The organism is Psychrobacillus soli (genome assembly GCF_006861775.1).
GTDB classification, from domain to species: domain Bacteria; phylum Bacillota; class Bacilli; order Bacillales_A; family Planococcaceae; genus Psychrobacillus; species Psychrobacillus soli.
In genome coordinates this window covers 1-24,791 of sequence record NZ_VDGG01000055.1, presented here as the reverse complement: position 1 = coordinate 24,791, position 24,791 = coordinate 1, and the positions used below count along the sequence as shown (strand labels likewise).

General features: G+C 37.6%; 23 protein-coding genes. All 23 read right to left on the bottom strand.

The window, feature by feature from the left end:
* Positions 1–352: 352 nt before the first annotated feature.
* On the bottom strand, positions 353–1,585 hold the full coding sequence (locus FG383_RS18220; protein WP_142608831.1) for a M16 family metallopeptidase: 1,233 nt from the start codon (positions 1,583–1,585) through the stop codon (positions 353–355).
* A 244-nt stretch (positions 1,586–1,829) separates the two neighbouring features.
* Positions 1,830–3,950 (bottom strand): polyribonucleotide nucleotidyltransferase, encoded by a 2,121-nt coding sequence (gene pnp / locus FG383_RS18215; protein ID WP_142608830.1) that lies wholly within the window; start codon positions 3,948–3,950, stop codon positions 1,830–1,832.
* A gap of 153 nt (positions 3,951–4,103) precedes the next feature.
* Positions 4,104–4,373, bottom strand: coding sequence for a 30S ribosomal protein S15 (rpsO, locus tag FG383_RS18210; protein WP_142608829.1), 270 nt, complete (start codon positions 4,371–4,373; stop codon positions 4,104–4,106).
* 133 nt (positions 4,374–4,506) lie between these two features.
* A complete protein-coding gene (gene ribF, locus FG383_RS18205; RefSeq protein WP_142608828.1) occupies positions 4,507–5,454 on the bottom strand; it encodes a riboflavin biosynthesis protein RibF in 948 nt (315 codons plus the stop codon).
* 1 nt (position 5,455) lies between these two features.
* On the bottom strand, positions 5,456–6,376 hold the full coding sequence (truB, locus tag FG383_RS18200; protein ID WP_142608827.1) for a tRNA pseudouridine(55) synthase TruB: 921 nt from the start codon (positions 6,374–6,376) through the stop codon (positions 5,456–5,458).
* Between the two features lie 74 nt (positions 6,377–6,450).
* Entirely contained in the window at positions 6,451–6,795 is a 345-nt protein-coding gene (gene rbfA / locus FG383_RS18195) for a 30S ribosome-binding factor RbfA (protein WP_142608826.1), read from the bottom strand.
* Between the two features lie 22 nt (positions 6,796–6,817).
* On the bottom strand, positions 6,818–7,096 hold the full coding sequence (locus tag FG383_RS18190; protein ID WP_142608825.1) for a DUF503 domain-containing protein: 279 nt from the start codon (positions 7,094–7,096) through the stop codon (positions 6,818–6,820).
* Positions 7,093–9,378 carry a translation initiation factor IF-2 gene (gene infB, locus FG383_RS18185; RefSeq protein ID WP_142608824.1) on the bottom strand — a complete coding sequence of 762 codons (2,286 nt, stop codon included), beginning with the start codon at positions 9,376–9,378 and terminating at the stop codon, positions 7,093–7,095. Before infB ends, FG383_RS18190 begins: the two co-directional genes overlap by 4 nt.
* A gap of 4 nt (positions 9,379–9,382) precedes the next feature.
* Positions 9,383–9,703 (bottom strand): YlxQ family RNA-binding protein, encoded by a 321-nt coding sequence (locus FG383_RS18180; RefSeq protein ID WP_142608823.1) that lies wholly within the window; start codon positions 9,701–9,703, stop codon positions 9,383–9,385.
* Positions 9,700–9,978, bottom strand: a complete 279-nt coding sequence (rnpM, locus tag FG383_RS18175) for an RNase P modulator RnpM (protein ID WP_142608822.1) — start codon at positions 9,976–9,978, stop codon at positions 9,700–9,702. The genes FG383_RS18180 and rnpM overlap by 4 nt, the downstream gene beginning before the upstream one ends.
* Positions 9,979–10,003: 25 nt before the next feature.
* Positions 10,004–11,134, bottom strand: coding sequence for a transcription termination factor NusA (gene nusA, locus FG383_RS18170; protein ID WP_142608821.1), 1,131 nt, complete (start codon positions 11,132–11,134; stop codon positions 10,004–10,006).
* Positions 11,135–11,156: 22 nt separating this feature from the next.
* Positions 11,157–11,636 carry a ribosome maturation factor RimP gene (rimP, locus tag FG383_RS18165; RefSeq protein WP_142608820.1) on the bottom strand — a complete coding sequence of 160 codons (480 nt, stop codon included), beginning with the start codon at positions 11,634–11,636 and terminating at the stop codon, positions 11,157–11,159.
* A gap of 134 nt (positions 11,637–11,770) precedes the next feature.
* Positions 11,771–16,084, bottom strand: coding sequence for a PolC-type DNA polymerase III (locus FG383_RS18160; protein ID WP_425467665.1), 4,314 nt, complete (start codon positions 16,082–16,084; stop codon positions 11,771–11,773).
* Between the two features lie 86 nt (positions 16,085–16,170).
* On the bottom strand, positions 16,171–17,430 hold the full coding sequence (gene rseP / locus FG383_RS18155) for an RIP metalloprotease RseP (RefSeq protein ID WP_142608819.1): 1,260 nt from the start codon (positions 17,428–17,430) through the stop codon (positions 16,171–16,173).
* 37 nt (positions 17,431–17,467) lie between these two features.
* Positions 17,468–18,616 carry a 1-deoxy-D-xylulose-5-phosphate reductoisomerase gene (locus FG383_RS18150; protein ID WP_142608818.1) on the bottom strand — a complete coding sequence of 383 codons (1,149 nt, stop codon included), beginning with the start codon at positions 18,614–18,616 and terminating at the stop codon, positions 17,468–17,470.
* 14 nt (positions 18,617–18,630) lie between these two features.
* Complete coding sequence (locus tag FG383_RS18145; protein WP_142608817.1) at positions 18,631–19,422, bottom strand: phosphatidate cytidylyltransferase; 792 nt, start codon at positions 19,420–19,422, stop codon at positions 18,631–18,633.
* Complete coding sequence (locus FG383_RS18140; RefSeq protein WP_142608816.1) at positions 19,419–20,213, bottom strand: undecaprenyl pyrophosphate synthase; 795 nt, start codon at positions 20,211–20,213, stop codon at positions 19,419–19,421. The genes FG383_RS18145 and FG383_RS18140 overlap by 4 nt, the downstream gene beginning before the upstream one ends.
* A 143-nt stretch (positions 20,214–20,356) precedes the next feature.
* The gene (gene frr / locus FG383_RS18135; protein WP_142608815.1) at positions 20,357–20,914 is read right to left on the bottom strand and encodes a ribosome recycling factor; all 558 of its coding nucleotides are present in this window, start codon (positions 20,912–20,914) and stop codon (positions 20,357–20,359) included.
* Positions 20,914–21,639, bottom strand: a complete 726-nt coding sequence (gene pyrH, locus FG383_RS18130) for a UMP kinase (protein ID WP_142608814.1) — start codon at positions 21,637–21,639, stop codon at positions 20,914–20,916. The genes frr and pyrH overlap by 1 nt, the downstream gene beginning before the upstream one ends.
* Positions 21,640–21,747: 108 nt before the next feature.
* Positions 21,748–22,632: a translation elongation factor Ts gene (tsf, locus tag FG383_RS18125; protein ID WP_142608813.1), complete on the bottom strand. Its 885-nt coding sequence runs from the start codon at positions 22,630–22,632 to the stop codon at positions 21,748–21,750.
* Positions 22,633–22,722: 90 nt separating this feature from the next.
* Complete coding sequence (rpsB, locus tag FG383_RS18120) at positions 22,723–23,445, bottom strand: 30S ribosomal protein S2 (RefSeq protein ID WP_142608812.1); 723 nt, start codon at positions 23,443–23,445, stop codon at positions 22,723–22,725.
* A gap of 151 nt (positions 23,446–23,596) precedes the next feature.
* The gene (locus FG383_RS18115; RefSeq protein WP_142608811.1) at positions 23,597–24,076 is read right to left on the bottom strand and encodes a DUF6115 domain-containing protein; all 480 of its coding nucleotides are present in this window, start codon (positions 24,074–24,076) and stop codon (positions 23,597–23,599) included.
* A gap of 9 nt (positions 24,077–24,085) precedes the next feature.
* Positions 24,086–24,388, bottom strand: a complete 303-nt coding sequence (locus tag FG383_RS18110; protein ID WP_142608810.1) for an RNA polymerase subunit sigma — start codon at positions 24,386–24,388, stop codon at positions 24,086–24,088.
* Positions 24,389–24,791 lie beyond the last annotated feature (403 nt).

The following is a 24,791-nucleotide window of genomic DNA, read 5'->3' as shown; positions in this document are numbered from 1 at the left end:
GGAATAATATGTCTTAAAGCTCGTAGATCTCGCCAGTCTAGTATTTGTTAGACCGGTTTGTCGCGTTCAAAGGGAATAGTATCTAGTTCAACCATTTATTTTTCATATTAGATTCTGATAAGTTAGTCTTTACCATTGATTTTCGCTGAAGTCGACGACTCCTGCCGGATGAGTGAGCAAATGAGACATCCCTACGACGCCTAAGCGGCGGGGGTGGCTCATCGCTCACCCGGAGGAAAGCGTTCGACTACAGCGAAAATCATAGCGGTCACCTTATAACGCTTTTTTACGTCGCAGTATCCCTATAAAGCGAATCGAATCATATGAAAACTATGCCAAAAAACGCCAATCATCAATGATCGGCGTTTTTTGGCATAATAATCGATATTGCAGGTTTATGTGAAAAGATTTCTTTTGCTAAATCCATGACAGACACTAGCGTTACTTCATCTATTGTTTCACTCACTTCGTCTAGTGAACGATGTTTTCCATATAATAATTCATTTTTACCATTGCGACTCATCCGTGCATTCGTACTTTCTAAACCTAATAATAAATTCCCTTTCATTTGCTCTTTTGCATTAGCAACTTCGGTTTCTGTAAATCCATTTTGGATAATCGTTTGAATTGTATTAGTAATAGATGACTGTAATTCATTTAATTGTTTGCTAGAAGTACCTCCATAAATGGCAAGTATCCCTGTATCTTCATAAGAAGAGTGATAAGAGTAAATAGAGTAGGCAAGCCCTTTGTCTTCTCGAATATCTTGGAATAATCTAGATGACATACTTCCACCTAAAATATTATTTAAAATGACTAAACTATAAATATTATCAGCCTTTACTGCTAAACCAGGATAGGCTAAACATAGATGCGCTTGTTCTGTTTCCCTACTATTTTCTGTATAAATGGGTTTCATCACTGGAGTAGCGAATGCAGAACTATCTTGTGATTTCGTATACGTGAAATTACCAAACAAAGATTCAATATAAGCGGTAAGCCCTTCTGGGATATTACCAGCTACGGAAATAACGACATTTTCAGGTATATAATGCTTTTCCATATAGGATAAAATCATATCTTTTGTAAAGCTATTCAGCGTTTCTTCTGTTCCTAAAATAGGTGCACCTAAAGGGTGATCTTCATACATTTCTCTCCATAAATATTCATGGACAATATCATCTGGAGTGTCTTCTACCATATTTATTTCTTCTAAAACGACTTGTCTTTCTTTTTCAATTTCGATTGGGTCAAATACGGAATGGAAGAACATGTCTGCAAGTATTTCCACTGCATGCGATGCATGATGATCTAATACTTTTGCGTAATAACAAGTATTTTCTTTCGATGTAAACGCATTAATATTTCCACCTATGCGATCAAATTCCTCTGCAATTTGCTTTGCTGTTCTTTTACCTGTCCCTTTAAACAACATATGTTCAATAAAATGTGTTAACCCATTCTCTTCTGGGAGTTCATATCTAGATCCAGCTTGCACCCATATTCCAACCGCTACGGAACGCACATGAGGAATATGCTCTGAAACAATACGAAGCCCGTTATTACATGTAATTTTCTTTATCAATATTGCACCTCTGTCTAAGTTATTTATGTAGGATATTAATGAATATTATCAAATACGACTTGGCGTATTTGCGTCCAGATTTTGAATTGAGCTTGCTCAATTAACTCCTTTCAAAATCTGTGACATCCGCCGGAGGCTTTTAATTGATTCACCAAGGGTTAGCCCTTGATGAATCAATTAAAAAAAGTTGCCGTAGTTATTATATGCCTACGGTCAACCTAATTTGCTACAATAAACTATTTTTTTATTGCTGTTCTTTTTGTTCTTCGCGCTCTTTTTCTTCTTTTAATACGATTTTGCGAGATAAGTTTACGCGACCTTGATTGTCAATTTCGATAACTTTCACTAAAAGCTCATCTCCAAGTTTAAGCACGTCTTCTACATTTTTCGTACGTTCTTCTTGGATTTCTGAAATGTGTAGGAGACCATCTTTCCCGTTGAATATTTCGACAAAAGCACCGAATTTTTCAATTCGTTTTACTTTTCCTAAATAATATTCGCCGACTTGAGCTACGCGAACGATATCTTCAATAATTTGTTTCGCACGTGCAATCATTTCTTCGTCTGGAGATGCAATATAAATTGTACCATCTTGCTCGGTATCAATTTTTACACCAGTTTCATCAATGATTTTATTGATCTGTTTACCACCAGGTCCAATTACATCGCGGATTTTGTCTGGATTAATTTTGATCATACTAATTTTCGGTGCGTATTTCGATAATTTTTCACGCGGTTGGTTAATCGTTGCAAGCATACTTTCTAAAATTTGCATACGACCAATTTTCGCTTGTTCTAACGCTTCTTCTAAAATGGCTTTAGATAATCCATCGATTTTAATATCCATTTGAAGTGCTGTAATTCCTTTAGCTGTACCAGCAACTTTAAAGTCCATATCTCCAAGATGATCTTCCATCCCTTGAATATCGGTTAAAATCGTGTAATGTTCGCCTTTTTTAACTAATCCCATTGCAATACCAGCAACTGGTGCTTTTAGCGGTACACCGGCATCCATCATTGCAAGTGTCGAAGCACAAATACTTGCTTGAGACGTAGAACCATTCGATTCTAATACTTCTGCTACTAAACGAAGTGTGTATGGGAAATCAGTTTCATCTGGAATTACTGCTTCTAATGCACGCTCACCAAGGGCACCATGTCCAATTTCACGACGACCAGGAGCACGGATTGGGCCTGTTTCCCCAACACTAAACTGAGGGAAATTATAGTGATGCATAAAACGTTTTGTTTCCTCTAAACCAAGACCATCAATAATTTGTACATCGCCTAGTGGCCCTAAAGTACAAATACTTAAAGCTTGTGTTTGTCCACGCGTAAATAAACCGGAACCATGCGTTCTAGGTAAAATGCCAACTTCTGAAGAAAGTGGGCGAATCTCCGCTACACCACGACCATCTGGACGAACTTTCTCTTCTGTGATTAAACGGCGAACTTCTTCTTTCACCATTGCATCTAAAATTTCACGAACTTGTTTTAATGTTACTTCGTCCGCTTCTTTTTCTGTATATTGTTCTAAAACCTCATTTTTTACTACCGTAATAGCATCTTCACGAGCATGTTTTTCTTGTACTTGAATAGCTTGTACAAGTTTTGTTTCGCAAATGCCTTTTACTTCTTCAAAAAGTTCTTTATCTAGTTCAAAAAGAGGAATTTCTTTTTTCTCTTTTCCAATTTCAGCAACTACTTGCTCTTGGAACTCAATCAATTTAATGATTTCACTATGACCGAACATAATTGCTTCTAATACGATTTCTTCCGAAACTTCTTTTGCTCCAGCTTCTACCATATTAATCGCATCTTTTGTTCCAGCAACGGTTAAATCAAGTGTGCTCTTTTCCATTTGTTCAACTGTTGGGTTAATGATGAATTCGTCACCAATTAAACCAACTTGAACTCCAGCAATTGGTCCGTCAAATGGAATGTCTGACACGCTAAGTGCCAAAGAAGAACCTAACATTGCTGCCATCTCAGATGAACAATTTTGATCAACAGACATAACGATAGAGATTACCTGTACTTCATTTCGGAATCCGTCTGGAAATAATGGACGAATCGGACGGTCGATTAAACGACTAGTTAAAATCGCTCTTTCAGATGGACGTCCTTCTCGTTTAATAAATCCACCAGGAATTTTACCAACCGCGTATAACTTTTCTTCATAATTCACTGTTAGTGGGAAGAAATCTAAGTTTTTCGGTTGTTTGGAAGCAGTTGCAACAGATAATACACTTGTATCCCCGTATCTAACTAATACTGCTCCATTTGCTTGCTTTGCAAGTTGTCCAATTTCTACTTGCAACGGGCGACCCGCCCATTCGTACGTAAATACTTTCTTTTCACTCATTTAATCAAAACTCCTCTCAACTTCAAAAACTTCATAATAAATGTATATAAAAGTTATATGTATCATAAGTAGTGTATCAAAAAAACCAAAACTATGCGAAGTATTTTACGCAAAAGAAAAAGCGGGATAAATCCCGCTTTCCTAAGTAGTCTCTTATCGACGTAAACCAAGTTTTGCGATTAGATCACGGTAACGTTGTACTTCGTTTTCACGTAAGTATTTTAACAAGTTACGGCGACGTCCAACCATTTTGAATAGACCACGACGTGAGTGGTGATCTTTCTTGTGTGTACGTAAATGTTCGTTTAAAGAATTAATTTCTTCTGTAAGGATTGCGATTTGAATATCTGCAGATCCAGTATCGCTTTCGTGTGTTCTGAACTCAGCGATTAATTCATTTTTGCGTTCTTGTGTAATTGCCATGTTTGTTTCCTCCTAAAATTCATAGTATCCCCTGTTCCTGAGCAATCGTTGGAGAATCGAAAAAGCCAAGGAAAGGTTTAGTACAATTTTGTACTTTTACAGAATAACATATTATTGTATACGTAGCAACAAATTATGCTTGTTTGAAATAATTGATTGCTACTAATTTATCTTTCGTAATTTGCTCTTTTAATGCTTCTATTCCATTAAACTTTTGTTCAGAACGAATTCGTTTATACCAATGTACAATAACTTCTTCCCCGTAAATAGATTGATCAAAATTAACAATATGTACTTCAATAGATAGCTTTTTTTCATCTGGATTATTAAACGTCGGCTTAAATCCAACATTACAAACCCCGTTATACCATTGTTCTTGTACGCGAATTTTCACCGCATACACTCCAGTTGCAGGGGTGTATTGACCTTCAGTCGGTTGTATATTCGCGGTCGGGAAGTTTATCGTTCTACCTCGTTTATCTCCATGAACAACAACACCCGATAACAAAAAAGGCCGTCCTAGTAATTCTTTTACTTTTTCCATATTTCCTGCTTTTAACTCTTCTCTTATTCTAGTAGAACTTATTTTATCTCCGGATAATTCTTGTTTTCCGACAACAGAAACGGTATATTTTCCTTCCGAAAGTTGCTCCATGTCTTCCATCGTTCCTTTCCCAAATGCTCCAAATGTAAAATCAAAACCTGCTGTAACATGCTTCACATTTGCTTTTTTAATAAACGATTCGATGAATTGTGAAGGAGTGAGTTTTGCAAAATCAGATGTAAAACGCACAACGAAAACAGCATCTACTTGCAACTCTTTCAATATTTCTATTTTTTGTTCAAGCGGTGTTATATAAAATATTTGTTCTTTTCTACCACCAAGAACTAATGATGGATGAGGGTCAAAAGTCATGACTGCAGTTTTCATGTTTTGTTCTTTTCCTTTATTTAGAGCTTCCTGGATAACTGCTTGATGACCAGCATGTACTCCATCGAAGAAGCCGATAGCTAAAGCATACGGCTCATTGTTTTCATTTTCATATAAATGATTTGGATAAGATAAATGATAGACTTTCATATTAATCTCCTTTTTCTGCCGAAAACATTTTTTCTGGTTTCATCATACCATCTTTTGTTGGATGTTTAATATAAATAGCAATCGGGTTGGAATGAGATGTGTAAATAATTTTATCATTCATTTCTAATAATGGATGGGATTCTACTACTTGACCGTTTGTAATACTCTTTTTAGTTTCTTCTGTTATTTCAATCGATGGCCAAGACCTGAGCGCTTCTTTTAACGGTAAAATGGTGTTATTTAACTGCAGATTTTCAACTGCTTGTTGGACTTCTTGGAGAGTTAAGCATTGGTCTTTTGTAAAGTTTCCTGAAGTTGTTCGTACTAATGAAGACATATGGGCAGGGTATCCAAGTAACTCTCCAATTTGGACAGCAAGTGTTCGAATATACGTCCCTTTACTACATCCTATTTCAATCTTAAATTGTACATTTTCACCAGAGAAATCTTCCTGTTCATCAAGTAGAATCAGTTTATAAATAATTACTTTTCGACTAGGACGTTCTACTTCTTTTCCTTCTCTTGCATATTCATATAGTTTTTTCCCATTTACTTTTACAGCAGAAAACATTGGTGGAGTTTGCGTTATTTCACCGGTTAATTCTTTAAGTACTTCTAAAATTTGAGCCCGAGATAAATGTTTTTCTGTGTTGTCTTGTTCGATCACTTCGCCGTCTGCATCTTCGGTTGAAGTAGATGAGCCTATAGAAACGGTTGCAATGTATGTCTTACCTTCGTTCATAATATATTCGGATACTTTTGTTGCCTGCCCTAAACAAATGGGTAGAACACCTTCTACACTTGGATCTAATGTACCTGTATGACCAATTCGTTTCATTTTTAATATTTTGCGTAGTTTAAACACGCAGTCGTGCGAAGTCATTCCTTTTTCTTTCCACAATGGAAGTATACCTTCGTACATATAGTTCACCCCTAATTTCATAAGATACAACAAAGAAGTCTGCTCATTATTTTAAGCAGACTTCTTTGTTTGTTTTACTCTTCAGATGATTTATTAATCTGTCTTAGTAAATCATCTATTCGATTACCATAAGCTGCAGATTCATCAAATTCAAATAATAGTTCAGGCGTTATACGTAATCTAATACGTTGTCCGATTTCCGAACGGATAAATCCTTTTGCTTTTTCTAAAGCTTTTAACGTATCTTGACGATTTCCATCAAGGACAGTTATATAAATCGTCGCTTGCTGTAAATCACCTGTTACTGCAACATCCGTTACTGTAACAAAACCGATACGAGGATCTTTTAACTTTCGGCCAATAATTTCGCCTAACTCTTTTTTCATTTGTTCAGCAACTCGGTTAGCGCGCATCGACATGATGGCTACACCTCATTTTCTATCATAAATGTTCTTTTCTAATTTCGATGCATTCCCATTCCGGATACGATTCTAAATAACGAATAGCGTGAGTAAGCTCACGTTCTGCTGCATCCTTTTGTGAAGCAACGGACACGATACCAATAGTCGTCCGCTGCCATACATCTTGATGAGCTAATTCCGAAATAGAAACATTAAATTTTTGTTTCGTGCGAGTGAGCATTCGTTGCAGAACAGCTCGTTTTTCTTTTAATGAATGTGCAGTAGGAATGAGGAATTCACACTCTGCATATACGATCATTTTCGTTTAATCTCTTCCATAATATAGGCTTCGATAATGTCGCCTTCTTTTATATCATTGAAGTTTTTAATCGTAATACCACATTCATATCCTTTTGCTACTTCTTTTGCGTCATCTTTGAAACGTTTTAGTGTATCTAATTCGCCTTCAAAAATAACGATGGAATCACGGATAATACGAACACCACTATCTCTCGAAATTTTACCTTCGATCACGTATGAACCAGCAATCGTTCCAACTTTTGAAACTTTAAACGTTTCACGAACTTCTGCTTGCCCAATAATTTTTTCTTGGAATTCAGGATCAAGTAATCCTTTCATCGCAAATTCAATCTCTTCGATTACTTTATAAATTACGCGGTGTAGACGGATATCTACGCCTTCTTCATCCGCTGCACGTTTCGCATTCGTATCAGGGCGTACATTAAATCCGATGACGATTGCGTTTGATGCAGCAGCAAGTGTAATATCTGATTCGGTGATCGCTCCAGCACCTGTGTGAATGATTCGAACATTTACACCTTCTACTTCAATTTTCATAAGAGAAGCAGCCATTGCTTCAACCGTACCTTGTACGTCTGCTTTTACGATTAAGTTAAGCTCTTTCATTTCCCCTTGTTTCATTTGATCAAATAAATTGTCTAATGTCACACGAGTCTTTTCAGAACGTTGGTTAACTTGTGCATGGGAAGCACGTGTTTCCCCAACTTGTCGAGCAGTTTTTTCATCTTCAAACACGACAAAACGGTCTCCCGCCTGTGGTACTTCATTTAACCCTGTAATCTCTACAGGTGTTGATGGGCCTGCTGATTTTACACGACGACCTAAATCATTCACCATTGCACGTACGCGACCGTATGCATGACCTACAACAATAGGATCTCCAACATTAAGCGTTCCGTCTTGAACGAGTAGTGTTGCAACTGATCCTCTACCTTTATCTAGTTGAGCTTCAATTACAGAACCTAATGCAAGACGTTTTGGATTAGCTTTTAGTTCTCCAACTTCCGATACTAACAATACCATTTCCAGGAGGCTATCAATACCTTCTCCTTTTAATGCAGAAATTGGTACGAAAATAGTTTCCCCGCCCCATGCTTCTGGAACTAAACCATGTTCAGTTAGTTCTTGCATCACACGGTCTGGATTTGCAGCTGGTTTATCCATTTTGTTAACTGCAACGATGATTGGTACTTCTGCAGCTTTCGCATGGTTAATCGCTTCAACTGTTTGTGGCATAACACCATCATCGGCAGCAACTACAAGAATGGTAATATCCGTAATTTTCGCACCGCGAGCACGCATTGTAGTAAACGCAGCATGTCCAGGCGTATCTAGGAATGTAACCTTTTTACCGTTTTCCACTACTTGGTAAGCACCAATATGTTGTGTAATACCACCAGCTTCTCCAGCCGTAACTTTCGTATGACGGATCGAGTCTAGTAGAGTTGTTTTCCCGTGGTCAACATGTCCCATAATTGTAACAACTGGTGGACGTTCTGTTAAGTTAGCTGAGTCTTCTTCGGTAGATTCGAAATGTACTTCTAAATCGGTAATATCGATTTTAATTTCTTCTTCTACTTCTACTCCGTAGTCTGCACAAATTAACTCAATTGCATCCTTATCCAGTTCTTGGTTTATCGTTGCCATTACCCCAAGTAAAAATAGTTTTTTAATAATTTCTGCTGGTTCACGACCAAGTTTTTTTCCTAACTCCATTACTGTTAATGACTCAGTAAATGTAATTTTTTCAGGAAGTTCTCTTTCTTTTCTCGGTACTGGCGGTTGAACAGGTGTAGTTGGACCTTTTCTTCGCTTTTGGAATTTTTGTCCAGGTCTATTTTGTCCACCCGGTCTATTTTGGCCGCCTGGTCGGTTATTTCCGCCTGGGCGATTATTGTTATTATTAAAAGGTTTTTTATCTTTTGATTGATTATTTGTTCCTTGGTTTGTACTAGTTTGAGTCGGTTTTGCTTGCGATTGATTTGCTGGTCTTGATTGAGATTGACTAGCAGGTCTTGATTGCGACTGATTTGCTGGCCTTGATTGTGATTGACTAGCAGGTCTTGATTGTGACTGACTAGCTGGTTTTGCTTGTGATTGATTTTGAGCTGGTTTAGCGGAAGTCTTTTTATAAACACTATCCAATTTTTGAACAGCATCTCCTTCAAGCATTGCCATATGATTTGATACTTGAATATTAAGTTTTCCTAGTTGCTCAATAACTTCTTTACTCGATTTATCTATTTGTTTCGCGTATTCATGAACTCTGATTTTAGTCATTAGCTCACCCCCGGTTATATTCGTTGAGAAGGCCGGACAGTTTTTTAGCGAAACCGTCATCCATAATGGCTATTGCCACCCTGGCCTCTTTTCCCGTCGCATGTCCGAGATCGTGCCGGTCTCCAAAGACATGCAGCTCAACGTTAAAAGATGCACATTTATCATTCAGTTTTTTTGCAGTATTATCAGAAGCATCCGATGCTAAAACTACTAGCTTTGCTTTTTTGCTTCTTATTTCTTTAACGACTAACTCTTCACCAGAAATAGTTTTTCTTGCTCGAGTTGCAAGTCCAAGTAGTTGGGTAATTTGCTGTTCTATGGTCATTTTAGTTTTTCTCTCTCAATAATGACGATAAGTTCATCATATATTTCATTTGGAATTGAAGCTTCTAAATGATTGCCTAGTGAATTTTTCTTTTTCGCTTGGTTTACAGCTTCGATCGTTTTAGATACGTATGCGCCACGACCTGATTTTTTCCCAGTTATATCAACCGATACTTCGCCTTCTTTTGACCGAACGATGCGAATCATTTCCTTTTTCGGCAACATTTCGCCAGTAGCAACACATTTACGTAATGGTATTTTCTTTTGAATCGCCATACAAGCTCACCATCCTTGCTTATTCTTACTCTTCGTCTTTATAAAAATCGAAATCATCCAGTTCGTCATCCATGTTCTCGATAATAACTTCTGGGGAGTTTTCATTCGGATAAATCCCTAGTTCTCTTGCATCTGTTTCACTTTTAATATCAATTTTCCAACCAGTCAGTTTAGCAGCAAGTCTTGCATTTTGCCCTCTTTTCCCAATTGCAAGTGAAAGTTGATAATCTGGAACTACTACCGTAGTAGACTTTTCTTCTTCGTTTACTTGAACATCTAATACTTTGGAAGGACTCAGTGCATTTGCGACGAAAACGACTGGATCTTCTGACCATTCAACTATGTCAATTTTCTCTCCATTTAACTCATTTACAATCGTTTGTACACGGGCACCCTTTGCCCCAACACAAGAACCTACTGGATCGATTTCTTCGTTATGCGCATAAACGGAGATTTTGGAACGGTCTCCTGCTTCACGGGCAATCGATTTTATCTCCACGATTCCTTCAAAAATCTCAGGAACTTCCATTTCAAACAAACGGCGAAGGAAGCCAGGATGTGTTCTAGAAACAAACACTTGAGGTCCTCTAGAAGTACGTTCTACTTTTGTAATATACACTTTAATACGATCATGTGGACGATACGTTTCCGTTTGGATTTGTTCATTCGCAGGAAGTACTGCCTCTACTTTCCCTAAGCCAACGTAAATATTACGTGCATCTAAACGCTCAACGATTCCACTAACAATATCGTCTTCACGATCTACATACTCTTCATAGATAAGTCCGCGTTCTGCTTCCCGTACGCGTTGTGTCACGACTTGTTTCGCAGTTTGTGCGGCAATACGACCGAAATTACGTGGGGTTACTTCTTCTTCCACGACATCTCCTACCACATAATGTGGATTGATCGCTCGTGCATCTTCTAACGAAATTTGTAATCGATCATCTGTTACTTCTTCCACTACATCTTTACGAGAATAAACGAGCATAGTTCCAACTGCCAGATTAATATCCACTCGCACATTTTGCGCTTGGTTAAAATTTCGTTTATAAGCAGTTACTAATGCTGCTTCGATTGCTTCGATTAATACATCTCTAGAAATTCCTTTTTGTTTTTCGAGCGCAGTTAGCGCATCTAATAAATCACTACTCATAGCCATCACTCCTCAATATACATTATGCAGAGAAATCGATTGCTAAACGAGCAAGCGCAATTTTCTCTTTATCAATTTGAATTTTAACTCTTCTTGTTTTCACACGAACTTCTATCAATGCGCCTTCTTCTACTGAAAAGGAAAGCAATGTCCCTTCAAATTCTTTTGCACCATTTATTGGTTCATACGTTTTAATGAAAACATACTTTCCAACTGCTGCTATGAAATCAGCATCTTTTTTCAATGGACGCTCTGCTCCTGGTGAGGAAACTTCTAAGAAATAGTTTTCCTTAACCGGGTCGATCACGTCTAATTTTTCGCTTAGTTTTTCACTAACTTGAGCACATTGTTCAATATCTATACCACCAGTCGGTGTATCAATATAGATTCGTAAAAACCAATCGCGACCTTCTTTTACAAATTCAATGTCAATAAGCTCTAAGTTCAACTCTTGTAAAATAGGCGTTACAAGGTTCTCAATTTCGCTGGTAATATTACTCATATAAGCCTCCTACACAACCATGATTTTCTATATAACAACAGAAAAGAGCGGGAAATCCCACTCTTTCGTCACAGAACTATGAAACATTGGTAGTTTTATATTACCATACTTATGGTCTTCATGCAAACTACATGCTAAAACAACGATAACTGATTGGCTTCCGGAAGGCCTTCTAAACAACCCATTGCATCCATATATTCGATAATTGTTTTCGAAACTCTTCCTCTTTGTTGTAAATCCTCTTTCGATAAAAATAAGCCATCTAGTCTCGCTTTTGTAATTTGAATCGCAACGTTCGTTCCTAGTCCAGGAATCGCATTAAAAGGAGGAATCAGTGTATTTCCTTCAATAATAAATTCTGTTGCTTTTGATTTGTACAAATCTACTTTTTGCATTTTAATACCACGTTCTGACATTTCAAGTGCAATTTCTAGAACAGTCAACAAACTTTTTTCTTTAGGAGCAGCGTCCAATCCTTTTGCATTTATTTCATCTAATTTTGCTCGCATTGTGTGCGATCCATTCACCATAGATATTAAGTCAAAGTCAGATGCTCGAACAGTAAAGTATGCTGCATAGTATAGTATTGGAAAATGTACTTTGAAATATGCAATACGAACTGCCATTAACACGTATGCAGCGGCATGGGCTTTAGGGAACATGTACTTGATCTTTTTACATGATTCGATATACCAATTGGCTACACCTTTTGCTTTCATTTCAGATTCAAACTCTGGAGTTAACCCTTTCCCTTTTCGGACGGATTCCATAATTTTAAATGCTAATGAAGGATCTAAACCTTGATAGATTAAATAAACCATAATGTCATCACGACAACCAATAACGTCGGATAATTGACATGTTCCATCTTGGATAAGCTCTTGTGCATTTCCAAGCCATACGTCAGTTCCATGAGAAAGACCCGATATTTGCACAAGTTCGGAAAACGTCGATGGTTTCGTTTCTTCTAACATTTGGCGAACGAATCGTGTTCCAAACTCCGGAATCCCAAGTGTTCCTGTTTTACAATCTATTTGCTCTTCTGTAACACCTAATGATTCCGTTCCACTGAATATTTTCATGACTTCTGGATCATCCGTAGGAATCGTTTTCGGATCAATTCCGGACAAATCTTGGAGCATGCGAATAACCGTCGGATCATCGTGTCCAAGTATATCAAGTTTCAATAAATTATCGTGGATGGAATGGAAGTCAAAGTGTGTCGTTTTCCATTCAGAATCTTGCGCATCTGCTGGGAATTGAATCGGAGAGAAATCAAAAATATCCATATAATCTGGAACTACGATAATTCCTCCTGGATGCTGACCAGTCGTACGTTTTACTCCTGTACATCCTTGCACTAATCGATCAATCTCTGCTCCACGCAACGTTAAATTATTATCATTCATATAGCCTCGGACATATCCATAAGCTGTTTTTTCGGCAACTGTTCCAATTGTACCTGCTCTGAATACATATTCTTCCCCGAAAAGCTCTTTTGTATAGTTATGCGCTACCGGTTGATATTCACCACTGAAATTCAAGTCAATATCTGGAACTTTATCTCCTTTAAATCCTAGGAATGTTTCAAACGGTATATCTTGTCCATCTTTCACATAAGGAGTGTCGCATTTTTCGCAAGACTTATTAGGTAAATCAAACCCGGAACCAACTGAACCGTCCAGAAAAAATTCCGAATGCTGACAGTTCGGGCAAACGTAATGTGGTGGCAATGGATTTACTTCCGTAATTTCGGTCAAGGTTGCGACTAATGAAGATCCAACTGAACCACGAGAACCAACCAAGTAACCATCATCAAGCGATTTTTTCACTAATTTATGTGAAATTAAATAAATAACCGCAAATCCATGCCCAATTATCGAGGTTAACTCTTTCTCTATACGAGCTTCTACTATTTCAGGCAGTTCTTCTCCGTATATTTCTTTTGCTTTCGAATACGTGAGCGATCTAACTTCTTCATCTGCGCCTTCAATTTTAGGCGTATATAAATCATCTTTAATCGGTTTAATGTCCTCAATGGAATCCGCAATTTTGTTCGGGTTCGTTATCACAATTTCTGTCGCCAATTCTTCCCCAAGGAATGAAAATGCATCGAGCATCTCGTTTGTCGTACGGAAATGCACTTTAGGTAACTCATGACGGTTTAGCGGATTTGCTCCACCTTGAGAGTTCACTAATATCTTTCTGAAAATCGCATCATTCTCATGTAAATAATGTACATTTCCCGTTGCGACTACAGGAAGATTGAGCTTTTTCCCTAGTTTGATCATTTTGCGAATAATATCTTCTAAATTCCATTCATCACGCACTAACTCTAGCTCAAGTAAATGAGAATACACTTCTTTCGGATGTATCTCTAAATAATCATAGAACTTAGCGATTTCTTCTACTTGTTCTAGAGGTTTTTGCATAAGTCCCTCAAAAACTTCCCCTTTATCACACCCTGAACCAATTATTAAACCTGCACGATGCTTTTGCAATACAGATCGCTTAATTCGTGGGACCCGATAAAACGTTGTAATATGGGATAGAGAAACTAGCTTAAATAAGTTTTTAAGCCCTTCATCATTGACTGCTAAAATTGTACAGTGGGATGGTCTCGCTCGTTTATACGAATCGCCTTGTCCAATATGTTTATTGAAATCATCGTGATATTCAATATTTTTTTCTTCTGCTTCTTTGAGTAAATGAAGCAGTAAATACCCCGTTGCTTCACAGTCAAATATTGCTCGGTGGGCTTGTGTTAACTCGATGTTAAATTTCTTAGCAAGAGACCCTAGTCGATGCGTTTTAAGCTCCGGATGTAAAAATCTCGCAAGCTCCAAAGTATCAATAACAGGATGGGTAAAATGATCGATGCCACATCGTCGATAGCCTTCATATAAAAAGCCCATATCAAAGGATGCATTATGAGCAACAATTATGCCATCACCAATGAATTCATAAAAATCCTTAATCACATCTTCAATTTCTGGAGCATTTTGTACCATATCATCGGTAATACCGGTTAGTTCAATAGTTGTCGCAGAAAGAGCATGGTGAGGGTTAGCAAATCGTTCAAATTTATCGATAATATTACCATTTTTCATCTTGACTGCAGCTAGCTCAATTATTTTATCGTAAGTTGCCGATAAACCTGTTGTTTCCACGTCAAACACAATATAAGTGGCATCTTCGAGTCGTGTATGTTGTTCGTCATAAGCAATCGGAACGCCGTCATGCACTAGATTAGCTTCTAGACCATATAGAATTTTAATGCCATTCTTTTTACCAGCTGCGTACGCTTCAGGGAACGATTGCACATTGGCATGGTCCGTAATAGCAATCGCCTTATGTCCCCATTTTGCTGCTTGAGATACAACGGATGACACAGAGGATACTGCGTCCATTTGACTCATTGGAGAGTGCATATGTAATTCTACTCGTTTTTCTTTAGCAGTATCAAAACGAAGTACGGGATTTATTTCTGACATATCTTGCGCCATAATGATGAGATCTCGAACGAATGTATCATTTTGTACGGAACCTCTTACTTTTATCCACATACCTTTTTGAAGGCGTTGCATCATTTGTGCATCTTCTTTGTCTCTAGAGAACATTTTGACAAGAATAGAATCTGTATAATCCGTTACTTTCGCTGTTAGAAGCGATCTTCCACTTCGTAGTTCTTTCACTTCTACGTCAAATACAAAACCTTCAATCGTCACTCTTCTCTCTTCGTCTTGTATCGTTCGTATTTCTAAAATTGGCTCCTCTTTCTTAAGCGGTATTCCGAGTTGGAAAGGTCCATCTGCTACATCGTCCCCAGCTTCTTGACGATTTTGTTCTCTGTTTTGTAAGTCTAATAATGCTTTTTTTCCAAGTTCTTCTTCTTCTATTCGTCGCTGCTCCAAAAATGCCATTTGTGCTTCCGCTATTGCTTCTGTGTTTTCTACTAACCGAAAATCGATAGCCACTTTTGGAAAGCCAAAACCTTCATAAACGTTAGCGAGTAACTCCATATATTTCTTTTTAAATGTGAGAAGTTCTAACTCGTTCCCACTTGTTAGTTGAATCATTTGCCCATTCCACTCTGGTTGTTGCTTTTGCAAGCAATCTTTAAGTGGCGGTGACATATCACTTAATTCTTTTAATACGTTCGTCCAATATTGTTTTATTAACTCGTCCGTTACGCTTGCATTTTCACACTTAATCGATAATGAAACGTTCGCTATACCTGCAAATTTTTCTTGCATACGAGTTTGTAAAATAGTGTATACATCGATCGGCAAAATAGCCGGTAATTGGATTTGAAATTGCCATTGTCTAATTTTTTTATGCACTGTAAATCTTGTGATGGATGCATGTTCGAAATACTTGACGAAAGAATCCTCTGTTAACTCAAGTTGTTGCAACAATAAGTACATTCTCATTTTACCATCTTGCATAATAGCGATTCCCTCCTTCATAACCTTTAACTGAAAAAAGAAAGGAAAGTTCATTGGCGCGAACTTTCCCTTCTTTAAGTTCTTCTTTAAAAGAAGAACCGTTGTATATCATTCCAAGTTACAACTACCATTAATACCATTAGAAGCATGATTCCGACAAAGTGAACCATTCCTTCTTTTTGCTTATCAATTGGTTTGCCTCGAATGGCTTCAAATAAGAAAAATAATAATCGACCACCATCCAGTGCAGGAAGTGGCAACAAGTTCATAATTCCTAAGTTAATGCTTAGTAATGCTGCCCAGTACATTAAGTTAAACACGCCGTATTGAGCAACTTCTTCTGTTGCTTTATAAATTCCAACCGGACCTGATAAGTCATCGATTGAGAAATTGCCTGTAATTAAAGTACCTAATAAAGTAAATATTCGTTTAGTCGTTTCATACGTTTGCTCCGCACCATACGGTATAGCTTTCAATGGACTTTTTTCTAATGGACTAATATATTGAACACCAATTTGTCCAACTGTTTCTTTGCCCACTACAACTTCATTCGGCGTCATGGACAATTCTAATGTCTCGCCATTTCGATCAATCGTGAAGTTCATATTCTCATTTGGACTTACTTTTACTTCTTCTGAAAACTCATCCCATGTAGAAATCGAGTTTCCATTAATCGCTGTTACTAAATCTCCATCTTTCATCCCCGCTTGTGCTGCAGGACTATCTGCTACTACGGTTGTAATAACAGGTTCGTATGTCGGAACCCCTTGAAATAAACCAAGCAATAAAAAGATGAAAAATGCTAATATGAAGTTAAAAAGTGGTCCTGCAAAAATAGCCATTGATCTTTGTCCAACTGTTTTGGATCCAAATTGGCGATCATATGGAGCAATGAACGTTTCCTTGCCATTCTCATTGATCTTAGCATTTCTAGCTACTTTGTATCTAACTAATCGTTCCTCTTCGTCATAGCCTTCAATGAACATTTCCTTCATCAAATCCGATTTCTCTACTTCTAAAAAAAGCATATCCGGAAATTGCTTGTTTTGATTGAGAACGATTTGATCGATTTCATTGGCATCGTTTACCCGAATTCCTAGTCTAAACCCAGGTTGTAGTTCGACAGAGTCCATTTCTTCCCCTGCCATCCGCACATACCCACCTATTGGTAATAGTCTTAACGTATAGAGCGTTTCGCCTTTAGTCATAGCAAAAATTTTCGGACCCATCCCAATCGCAAACTCTCGCACCATAATTCCCGCTTTTTTCGCAAAAATAAAATGCCCTAGCTCATGGAAAAATACGATACTTCCAAAAATTATTATAAACGCAATGGCTGTTTCCATTATACCCCACCTTTATCATGTTCCAGCTTGTCTTGCATTATTTTATCATGTTTTGCACGGTTTTTCTCGTTTCAGCGTCTACATGTAAGATTGTTTCTAAATCTGGACTTGAAATGTTCACATGTGCATCCATTGCCCGTTCAATTAGTTCATCAATTGTTAAAAAGCCAATTTTCTCTTGTAAAAACAACGCAACTGCCGCTTCATTTGCCGCATTTAATACAGTCGTCATCGTGCCAGCTGCTCGTCCTGCATCAATCGCTAGCTTCAATGCATAGTAACGCTTATAATCCATTTCTTCAAAATGCAATTTACCGATTTCAGCTAAATTCAATCGCTTGGCTTGAGGACGCGATAGTCTATCTGGATAAGACAATGCATACTGAATTGGAACTCTCATATCCGGAGTTCCTAGTTGAGCGATTACACTCGTATCTTGAAATTCAACCATGGAATGAATAATACTTTCTCTATGTAACAATACTTCAATATCGTCGTACGATATATCAAAAAGGACACGTGCTTCAATTACTTCTAATCCTTTATTCATCATCGTAGCCGAATCTATCGTAATTTTAGATCCCATTGACCAGTTAGGATGATTTAAGGCGTCTTTTACCGTAACGTTTTTTAGCTCATCTCTCGTACGATCTCGGAAACTACCACCAGAAGCTGTAATGATTAACTTATTGATTTCTGTATTTTTTTCTCCATTCATTGCTTGAAAAAGAGCAGAATGTTCACTATCTACAGGTAAAATTGGCACATTATATTCTTTTGCAGCTTGCATAACAAGATGACCAGCTGTAACAAGCGTTTCCTTATTGGCGATGGCAATCGTAATTCCTTTTTTTATCGCCTCGAGCGTCGGATTCAATCCAACACTTCCAAGCACAGCATTGACTAAAACATCGGCATTTGTATGGGCAGCAACTTGTACTAATCCTCCCCCCCCGTAAACAAATTCTACGTGTGAGAATTCTTTTTGTAATTGCCGTGCATCTTCTTCTGCTATAACGGAAACTAATTGCACTGGAAATTCCTTAATGATTTTTCTCGTTACTTCGATGTTTTTTCCTACCGAAAATGCAACCAACTGAAAATGTTCCGGATGTTCTCTTATAATATCTAATGTTTGAATACCAATAGAACCAGTTGCCCCTAATAAACTTATTCTTTTTTGCATGAAATTATGTCTCCTTAGATGAAATGTAAAAAGTGTAATAATGGCAAGACAAAAAGAAGGCTGTCAAAGCGATCTAATATACCGCCGTGACCGGGTAAAATCTTACCAGAATCTTTTACATTATAATGCCTTTTAATCGCAGACTCTACCAAATCACCTAATTGCCCAAAAATAGAGGCAGCAATCGTAATTCCGATTAATATGAGGTACGAGTTCGTAAGTGGACTTATAAAGTGAATGATAAATGCTGCTATTAATGCCCAAACTATACCCCCGATAAACCCTTCTACCGTTTTATTTGGTGAGATTTCTGGCCATAATTTACGCTTTCCAATTTTTCTACCTGTAAAATATGCACCGGAATCTGTTGCCCAAACAACAATTAGTGCAAATATTAAATAGGTTAACCCTGCATCTCTTGTTTCAATAAAGTAGTGAAATCCGATTCCTACATACAAAGTACCTAACAACATAAAAGCGGCATCGTCAAACGTAAATCGGTTCTTCACAAGTACAGTATAAATTAGTAGCAAAAAAACAACGACAAAAACCCATTCGATTTTTGAATGACCTGTTACCTCAAATACGATATCCGCGATCGATGATGGCAATAAAAGCACAAATAAGAGGAGCAAAGAGATAGCCCCTGCAAATGAAAATATTGGTAAGTCTTTCATTCGTAGTAGCTCATAAACTCCTATTGCAGCCATTATATATATAAGTGCAGTAAAAATAGGTCCACCTAACCAAACAATCGGAAGAAAAAATGCAGCTGCAATAACTGCCGTAATAATCCGTACCTTCAATTCCCTTCCCCCTCCTTCAACCCACCATATCTCCTATTTCTTTTTTGATAATTTTCAATCGCATCCATCAAACACGATTCATCAAAATCAGGCCATAAAGTGTCTGTAAACCAAAATTCCGTATAAGCAAGCTGCCATAGCATAAAATTACTTAAACGCACTTCTCCACTTGTACGAATGAGTAAATCTGGATCACTTAAATGTTTCGTCATCAAGTGATTGCTTATTAATTCCTCTGAAATCTCTTCTACTGTAATATTTCCTTCTTGTACTTCATGCGCAATTTGACCGACAGCTTGAACGATTTCATCTCTACTCCCATAATTCAAAGCAAAGTTTAATATTAAGCCATCATTATTAGCAGTTTGATCCATTGCTTTTTTTACTGCTCTTTTCGTATGCTCAGGCAATGATTGTATATTACCCATCATTCGTACTTGAACATTTTGCTCAATTAACTCTGGTAAATACGTACTTAAAAATTCTTCTGGCAATCGCATTAAAAATTCTACTTCTACTTTAGGCCTTTTCCAATTTTCCGTAGAAAAAGCGTATAAAGTTAACTCTTTTATACCAACTTTATTCGCAAACCTAGTTATTTTCTTAACAGTCTTCATGCCTTCGTGATGACCAGCTACGCGGGGTAGTGCCCTCTTATTCGCCCATCTACCATTTCCGTCCATAATAATCGCTATATGGCTTGGTAATTGTTCTTGTTGGGCATTTTCTTTTCGTTTCTCTAAAGGAATACTTATCGATCGTTCATTTTTACGGATAAGCTTTTTTAACATATTGAAACCCCCACCTTACTAACTAGGAACATATATGACCTATCATATCAAATATATCTCAATATAAAAAGGCGTCCCACTAAAAGGACGCCTTTTCCAAACAAAAAGTTCAAACAATCATTTGGAATCATTACTGGATTAAGTTACACTTCCAAGATTTCTTTTTCTTTATCTTTCGTAACTGCATCGATTTTTTCAATATTTGCATCTGTTAATTTTTGAATTTCTTCTGTATAGTTTCTTAAATCATCTTCTGTAATATCTCCAGCTTTTTCAAGCTTTTTAAGATCATCGTTACCATCACGGCGAACATTACGAATATTAACTTTTGCTTCTTCCGCTTCTTTTTTCACTTGTTTCACTAATTCTTTACGGCGTTCTTCCGTAAGAGCAGGAATCGCTAGACGAATTAAAGAACCGTCATTAGTAGGTGTAATACCTATATCTGACTTTAAAATTGCCTTTTCAATATCCCCAAGAACTGATTTGTCATAAGGTTGAATCGTGATTAACCGAGCCTCTGGAGTCGAAATACCTGCCATTTGATTAATTGGTGTTGGAGCACCATAATAATCGATTGAAATTTTGTCAAGCAAAGATGCATTTGCACGACCAGCTCGAATAGACGCAAGCTCTCTCGTATAAACTTGAATCGTTTTTGCCATTTTATCTTTCGTTTGCTCAATTACTTGTTTCGGCATTATGAATTCCTCCTAACGACTGTACCAATCGTTTCCCCTAGCACAGCCTTTTTAATATTTCCATTTTCCATTATTGAGAATACAATAAGCGCAATGTCATTGTCCATACATAATGTAGATGCAGTAGAATCCATCACCTGTAAACCTTGTTGGATTACCTCGATAAATGACAACTCATCGTATTTAATAGCTGTAGTATCGGTCCTAGGATCTGCAGAATATACACCATCAACATTATTTTTAGCCATTAATATTACATCTGCTTCTATTTCTGCTGCACGTAAAGCGGCAGTTGTATCGGTCGAGAAGTAAGGGTTCCCTGTTCCAGCTGCAAAAATAACTACTCGTTTTTTTTCTAAATGACGAATTGCTCGTCTTCGTATGTATGGCTCTGCAACTTGACGCATTTCGATGGAAGTTTGAACACGAGTTTCAATCCCGCATTTTTCAAGTGAATCTTGTAACGCAAGTGAATTCATAACCGTAGCAAGCATACCCATATAATCTGCAGTTGCACGATCCATACCCATTTCGCTTCCTACTTTTCCTCGCCAAATGTTACCTCCACCTACTACAACGGCAACTTCGACGCCTAGTTCCACTACTTCCTTCACTTGCTCTGCTACCGACTTGATAATATCGGGTGATAGTCCGAAACCTTGCTCTCCAGCTAATGCTTCGCCACTCAATTTTAAAACGATTCTTTTGTATTGTGGTGTGCTCATAGGTATCCTCCATCTCTTTTCTTGAAAAATAGGGAACACTAATTGCGTGTTCCCTAGAGTTTTTGTCTATTTAGCGGAAAATACTCGTCGTATTTTCTGCATGTCAAATTAGTTACCTTTTACTTGGCTCATTACTTCTTCAGCGAAGTTATCTTCACGTTTTTCGATACCTTCTCCAACCGCATAGCGAGTGAATGAAACTAGTTTACCACCAGTTGATTCAACGAAAACGCCTACTTTTTGATCAGGGTTTTTAACGAAAGATTGGTCTAATAAGCAAACCTCTTCGAAATATTTACCAAGACGGCCTTCAACCATTTTCGCAACGATATTTTCAGGTTTACCTTCGTTTAATGCTTGTTCTGTTAATACTTTACGCTCATGCTCTACTTCTTCAGCAGATACTGCGTCACGAGAGATGTGTGCAGGGTTAAGTGCTGCAACGTGCATTGCAACGTCTTTAGCTGCTTGCTCGTTAGTTGCACCTTCAAGAACAGTTAGAACACCAATGCGTCCACCCATATGTAGGTAAGGACCAAATGCATCAGCATCTGTTTTCGTTTCAATTACAAAACGACGAAGTGTAATTTTTTCTCCGATTTTTGCAACTGCATTTGAAATAGCGTTTTCTACTGTAACACCTTCTTCAAGTGTTGAAGCTAAAGCTTCTTCAACTGAAGCTGGTTCAGTAGCTAATAAATGTGTAGCAACTTGTTGAACTAATTGTTGGAAAGCTTCGTTTTTCGCAACGAAATCTGTTTCTGCATTCATTTCTAAAAGTACAGCTTTATTTCCTTCGATTTGGATGAAAGTAGTACCTTCAGCAGCGATACGATCTGCTTTTTTAGCTGCAGAAGAAAGACCTTTTTCACGTAAAAAGTCGATTGCCGCTTCTAAATTACCGTCTGTTTGTACTAAAGCTTTCTTACAATCCATCATACCTGCGCCAGTTTTTTCACGCAATTCTTTTACCATTTGTGCTGTAACTGCCATTTTAAATTCCTCCTAGTACGAATAAATTCAATTTCTCAAAAAAAGGTGATAAGTGGTTTGGCCGCTTATCACCTGTTCATTACATGTGTCTTACTCAGCAGCAACTTCAGCTGGAGTTACTTCTTCGTCTTCACCTTGTCTAGCTTCAAGTAATGCATCCGCCATTTTAGCTGTTAATAATTTAACTGCACGAATTGCGTCGTCATTTGCAGGAATTACATAGTCGATTTCATCTGGATCACAGTTTGTATCAACGATTCCTACTAATGGAATGTTCAATTTACGTGCTTCCGCAACAGCGATACGCTCTTTGCGTGGGTCAACTACGAACATTACATCTGGAATAGCTTTCATATCACGGATACCGCCTAAGAATTTAACAAGACGTTCGTGTTCTTTTTTAAGTTGAACTACTTCTTTTTTAGGAAGTACATCAAATGTGCCGTCTTCTTCCATTTTTTCAATAGCTTTTAGACGAGCTACACGTTTTTGAATAGTACCGAAGTTTGTTAAAGTACCACCTAACCAACGTTGGTTAATATAGTAGTTACCTGAACGTTCAGCTTCTTCTTTAATAGCTTCTTGAGCTTGTTTTTTAGTTCCAACGAATAGGACTTTCCCACCGTCTTGACCAACTTGACGCATGAAATTATAAGCTTCTTCTAATTTTTTCACCGTTTTTTGAAGATCGATGATGTAGATACCGTTACGTTCAACAAAAATGTATTTCTTCATTTTTGGGTTCCAACGGCGAGTTTGGTGTCCAAAGTGTACACCAGCTTCAAGTAATTGTTTCATTGAGATTACTGACATGATAATTTCCTCCTGGTTTGGTTTAGTCTTCCGCAGTCATCATTTTTCATTAGCTACTCTATTAATAGAGCACCTGCTAAGTCCATCCGAACTGCGTGTGTATTCATACCGTATTGTAATATACCATACATATTTCATACTTTCAACTATTTTAATGTTTAAACTTTAAGAAAAGCTCTACTTCTGTTTTGCCTATTTGTAGCATTTTCGCAATTTCATCGATACTTTTTCCCTCATTATCATAATAAAAAACTTTTTCTTTTATCGAAACAGGTTCTTTTTTTTCTGTTATCGTTGCTGTTTTACTATAGCTATTGGCTACACGTTGTTTGGATACAAAAGTTTTTGGTATGTCAAAAGTGGATGGAACTACTTCTTTTTCTTTTTCTTCTACAAACTCCGTCGTTGCCGCTACCACGGGATTGGTGTTATTTAACTCTTGCAAAAGGCGATTATTTTCATCTTTGATCTCGGCTATATATGCACTAAAAGAGTCTTCGATTTCGGATAAGATTTGCGCTTGTTTATTTTCCATATTGTTAAATTTAGCAAGTTTTGCATGTAGTAAAGTGATGAAGTAAAAACTGATTATTTGAAGTAAAAATAGTATGACTAGAATTAAAGACGTCATAGCCTGCTCCTATCCGCTAAAATCCACAAAGTTCCCTTTAAAAGGATGTTTTGCCTGTTTCATTTCTTGTTCTTTTTTTTCGCGTTTTTTTCGTTCTTGTTCTGCTTGTTCTCTGTCTTTGTTCTCTAGACTCGCTTCTGTTGTGTTGTTCGATTCTAGTACTGTTTCTCTATTCTTTTCTAGTTGTCTCTCAGAAGCTGCTTGTGCATTCGCTTGGTTTACTGCGCTTTGCTGTTGCATTTGCTCTGCGACTTTTCCAGCATCAAATGTTTTCGGAATAGCAATTTGGAGCTCCACACCTTTTAAACTCATCACGACTTGCTCCTTCAACGAATTAAGATAAAATACTAACTGGTTATTTAGTAAGCCCTCTAAAAATTGGTGCATATTAAAGTTGTACCGCTATGGTTTTCGCTGCAATAAAGAATTCGCTAGATAATCAGCGTCGTCGTCCTTAATCCAACCTTGCGTAGCATTGTAGGGATACTGCGTGATAGTGGGTTGAAAATGAGTGTCCGCTGGGATTTCCGCTGCTGGGCGGACGCTTTCCGTGGGGTGAGCGATGAGCCTTCACCGCCGCTTAGGCGTCGTTGTGAAGTCTCATTTTGCTCACTGGATCCCACTGGAGTCGCCTCCCAGCAGCGAAAATCCATGGGAATTGCTTGCTAATTTTGCGTCTACTGTTATCAGAGCTTTAAATTGATCAGATTCCCTA

Excerpts from the sequence above, each read along its gene's own strand:
- pnp (WP_142608830.1), bottom strand. The coding sequence starts at position 3,950 with ATGAGTGAAAAGAAAGTATTTACGTACGAATGGGCGGGTCGCCCGTTG.
- rpsO (WP_142608829.1), bottom strand. The coding sequence starts at position 4,373 with ATGGCAATTACACAAGAACGCAAAAATGAATTAATCGCTGAGTTCAGA.
- ribF (WP_142608828.1), bottom strand. The coding sequence starts at position 5,454 with ATGAAAGTCTATCATTTATCTTATCCAAATCATTTATATGAAAATGAA.
- truB (WP_142608827.1), bottom strand. The coding sequence starts at position 6,376 with ATGTACGAAGGTATACTTCCATTGTGGAAAGAAAAAGGAATGACTTCG.
- rbfA (WP_142608826.1), bottom strand. The coding sequence starts at position 6,795 with ATGTCGATGCGCGCTAACCGAGTTGCTGAACAAATGAAAAAAGAGTTA.
- FG383_RS18190 (WP_142608825.1), bottom strand. The coding sequence starts at position 7,096 with ATGATCGTATATGCAGAGTGTGAATTCCTCATTCCTACTGCACATTCA.
- infB (WP_142608824.1), bottom strand. The coding sequence starts at position 9,378 with ATGACTAAAATCAGAGTTCATGAATACGCGAAACAAATAGATAAATCG.
- FG383_RS18180 (WP_142608823.1), bottom strand. The coding sequence starts at position 9,703 with ATGACCATAGAACAGCAAATTACCCAACTACTTGGACTTGCAACTCGA.
- rnpM (WP_142608822.1), bottom strand. The coding sequence starts at position 9,978 with ATGGCGATTCAAAAGAAAATACCATTACGTAAATGTGTTGCTACTGGC.
- nusA (WP_142608821.1), bottom strand. The coding sequence starts at position 11,134 with ATGAGTAGTGATTTATTAGATGCGCTAACTGCGCTCGAAAAACAAAAA.
- rimP (WP_142608820.1), bottom strand. The coding sequence starts at position 11,636 with ATGAGTAATATTACCAGCGAAATTGAGAACCTTGTAACGCCTATTTTA.
- FG383_RS18160 (WP_425467665.1), bottom strand. The coding sequence starts at position 16,084 with ATGCAAGATGGTAAAATGAGAATGTACTTATTGTTGCAACAACTTGAG.
- rseP (WP_142608819.1), bottom strand. The coding sequence starts at position 17,430 with ATGGAAACAGCCATTGCGTTTATAATAATTTTTGGAAGTATCGTATTT.
- FG383_RS18150 (WP_142608818.1), bottom strand. The coding sequence starts at position 18,616 with ATGCAAAAAAGAATAAGTTTATTAGGGGCAACTGGTTCTATTGGTATT.
- FG383_RS18140 (WP_142608816.1), bottom strand. The coding sequence starts at position 20,213 with ATGTTAAAAAAGCTTATCCGTAAAAATGAACGATCGATAAGTATTCCT.
- frr (WP_142608815.1), bottom strand. The coding sequence starts at position 20,914 with ATGCCGAAACAAGTAATTGAGCAAACGAAAGATAAAATGGCAAAAACG.
- pyrH (WP_142608814.1), bottom strand. The coding sequence starts at position 21,639 with ATGAGCACACCACAATACAAAAGAATCGTTTTAAAATTGAGTGGCGAA.
- tsf (WP_142608813.1), bottom strand. The coding sequence starts at position 22,632 with ATGGCAGTTACAGCACAAATGGTAAAAGAATTGCGTGAAAAAACTGGC.
- rpsB (WP_142608812.1), bottom strand. The coding sequence starts at position 23,445 with ATGTCAGTAATCTCAATGAAACAATTACTTGAAGCTGGTGTACACTTT.
- FG383_RS18115 (WP_142608811.1), bottom strand. The coding sequence starts at position 24,076 with ATGACGTCTTTAATTCTAGTCATACTATTTTTACTTCAAATAATCAGT.
- FG383_RS18110 (WP_142608810.1), bottom strand. The coding sequence starts at position 24,388 with ATGAGTTTAAAAGGTGTGGAGCTCCAAATTGCTATTCCGAAAACATTT.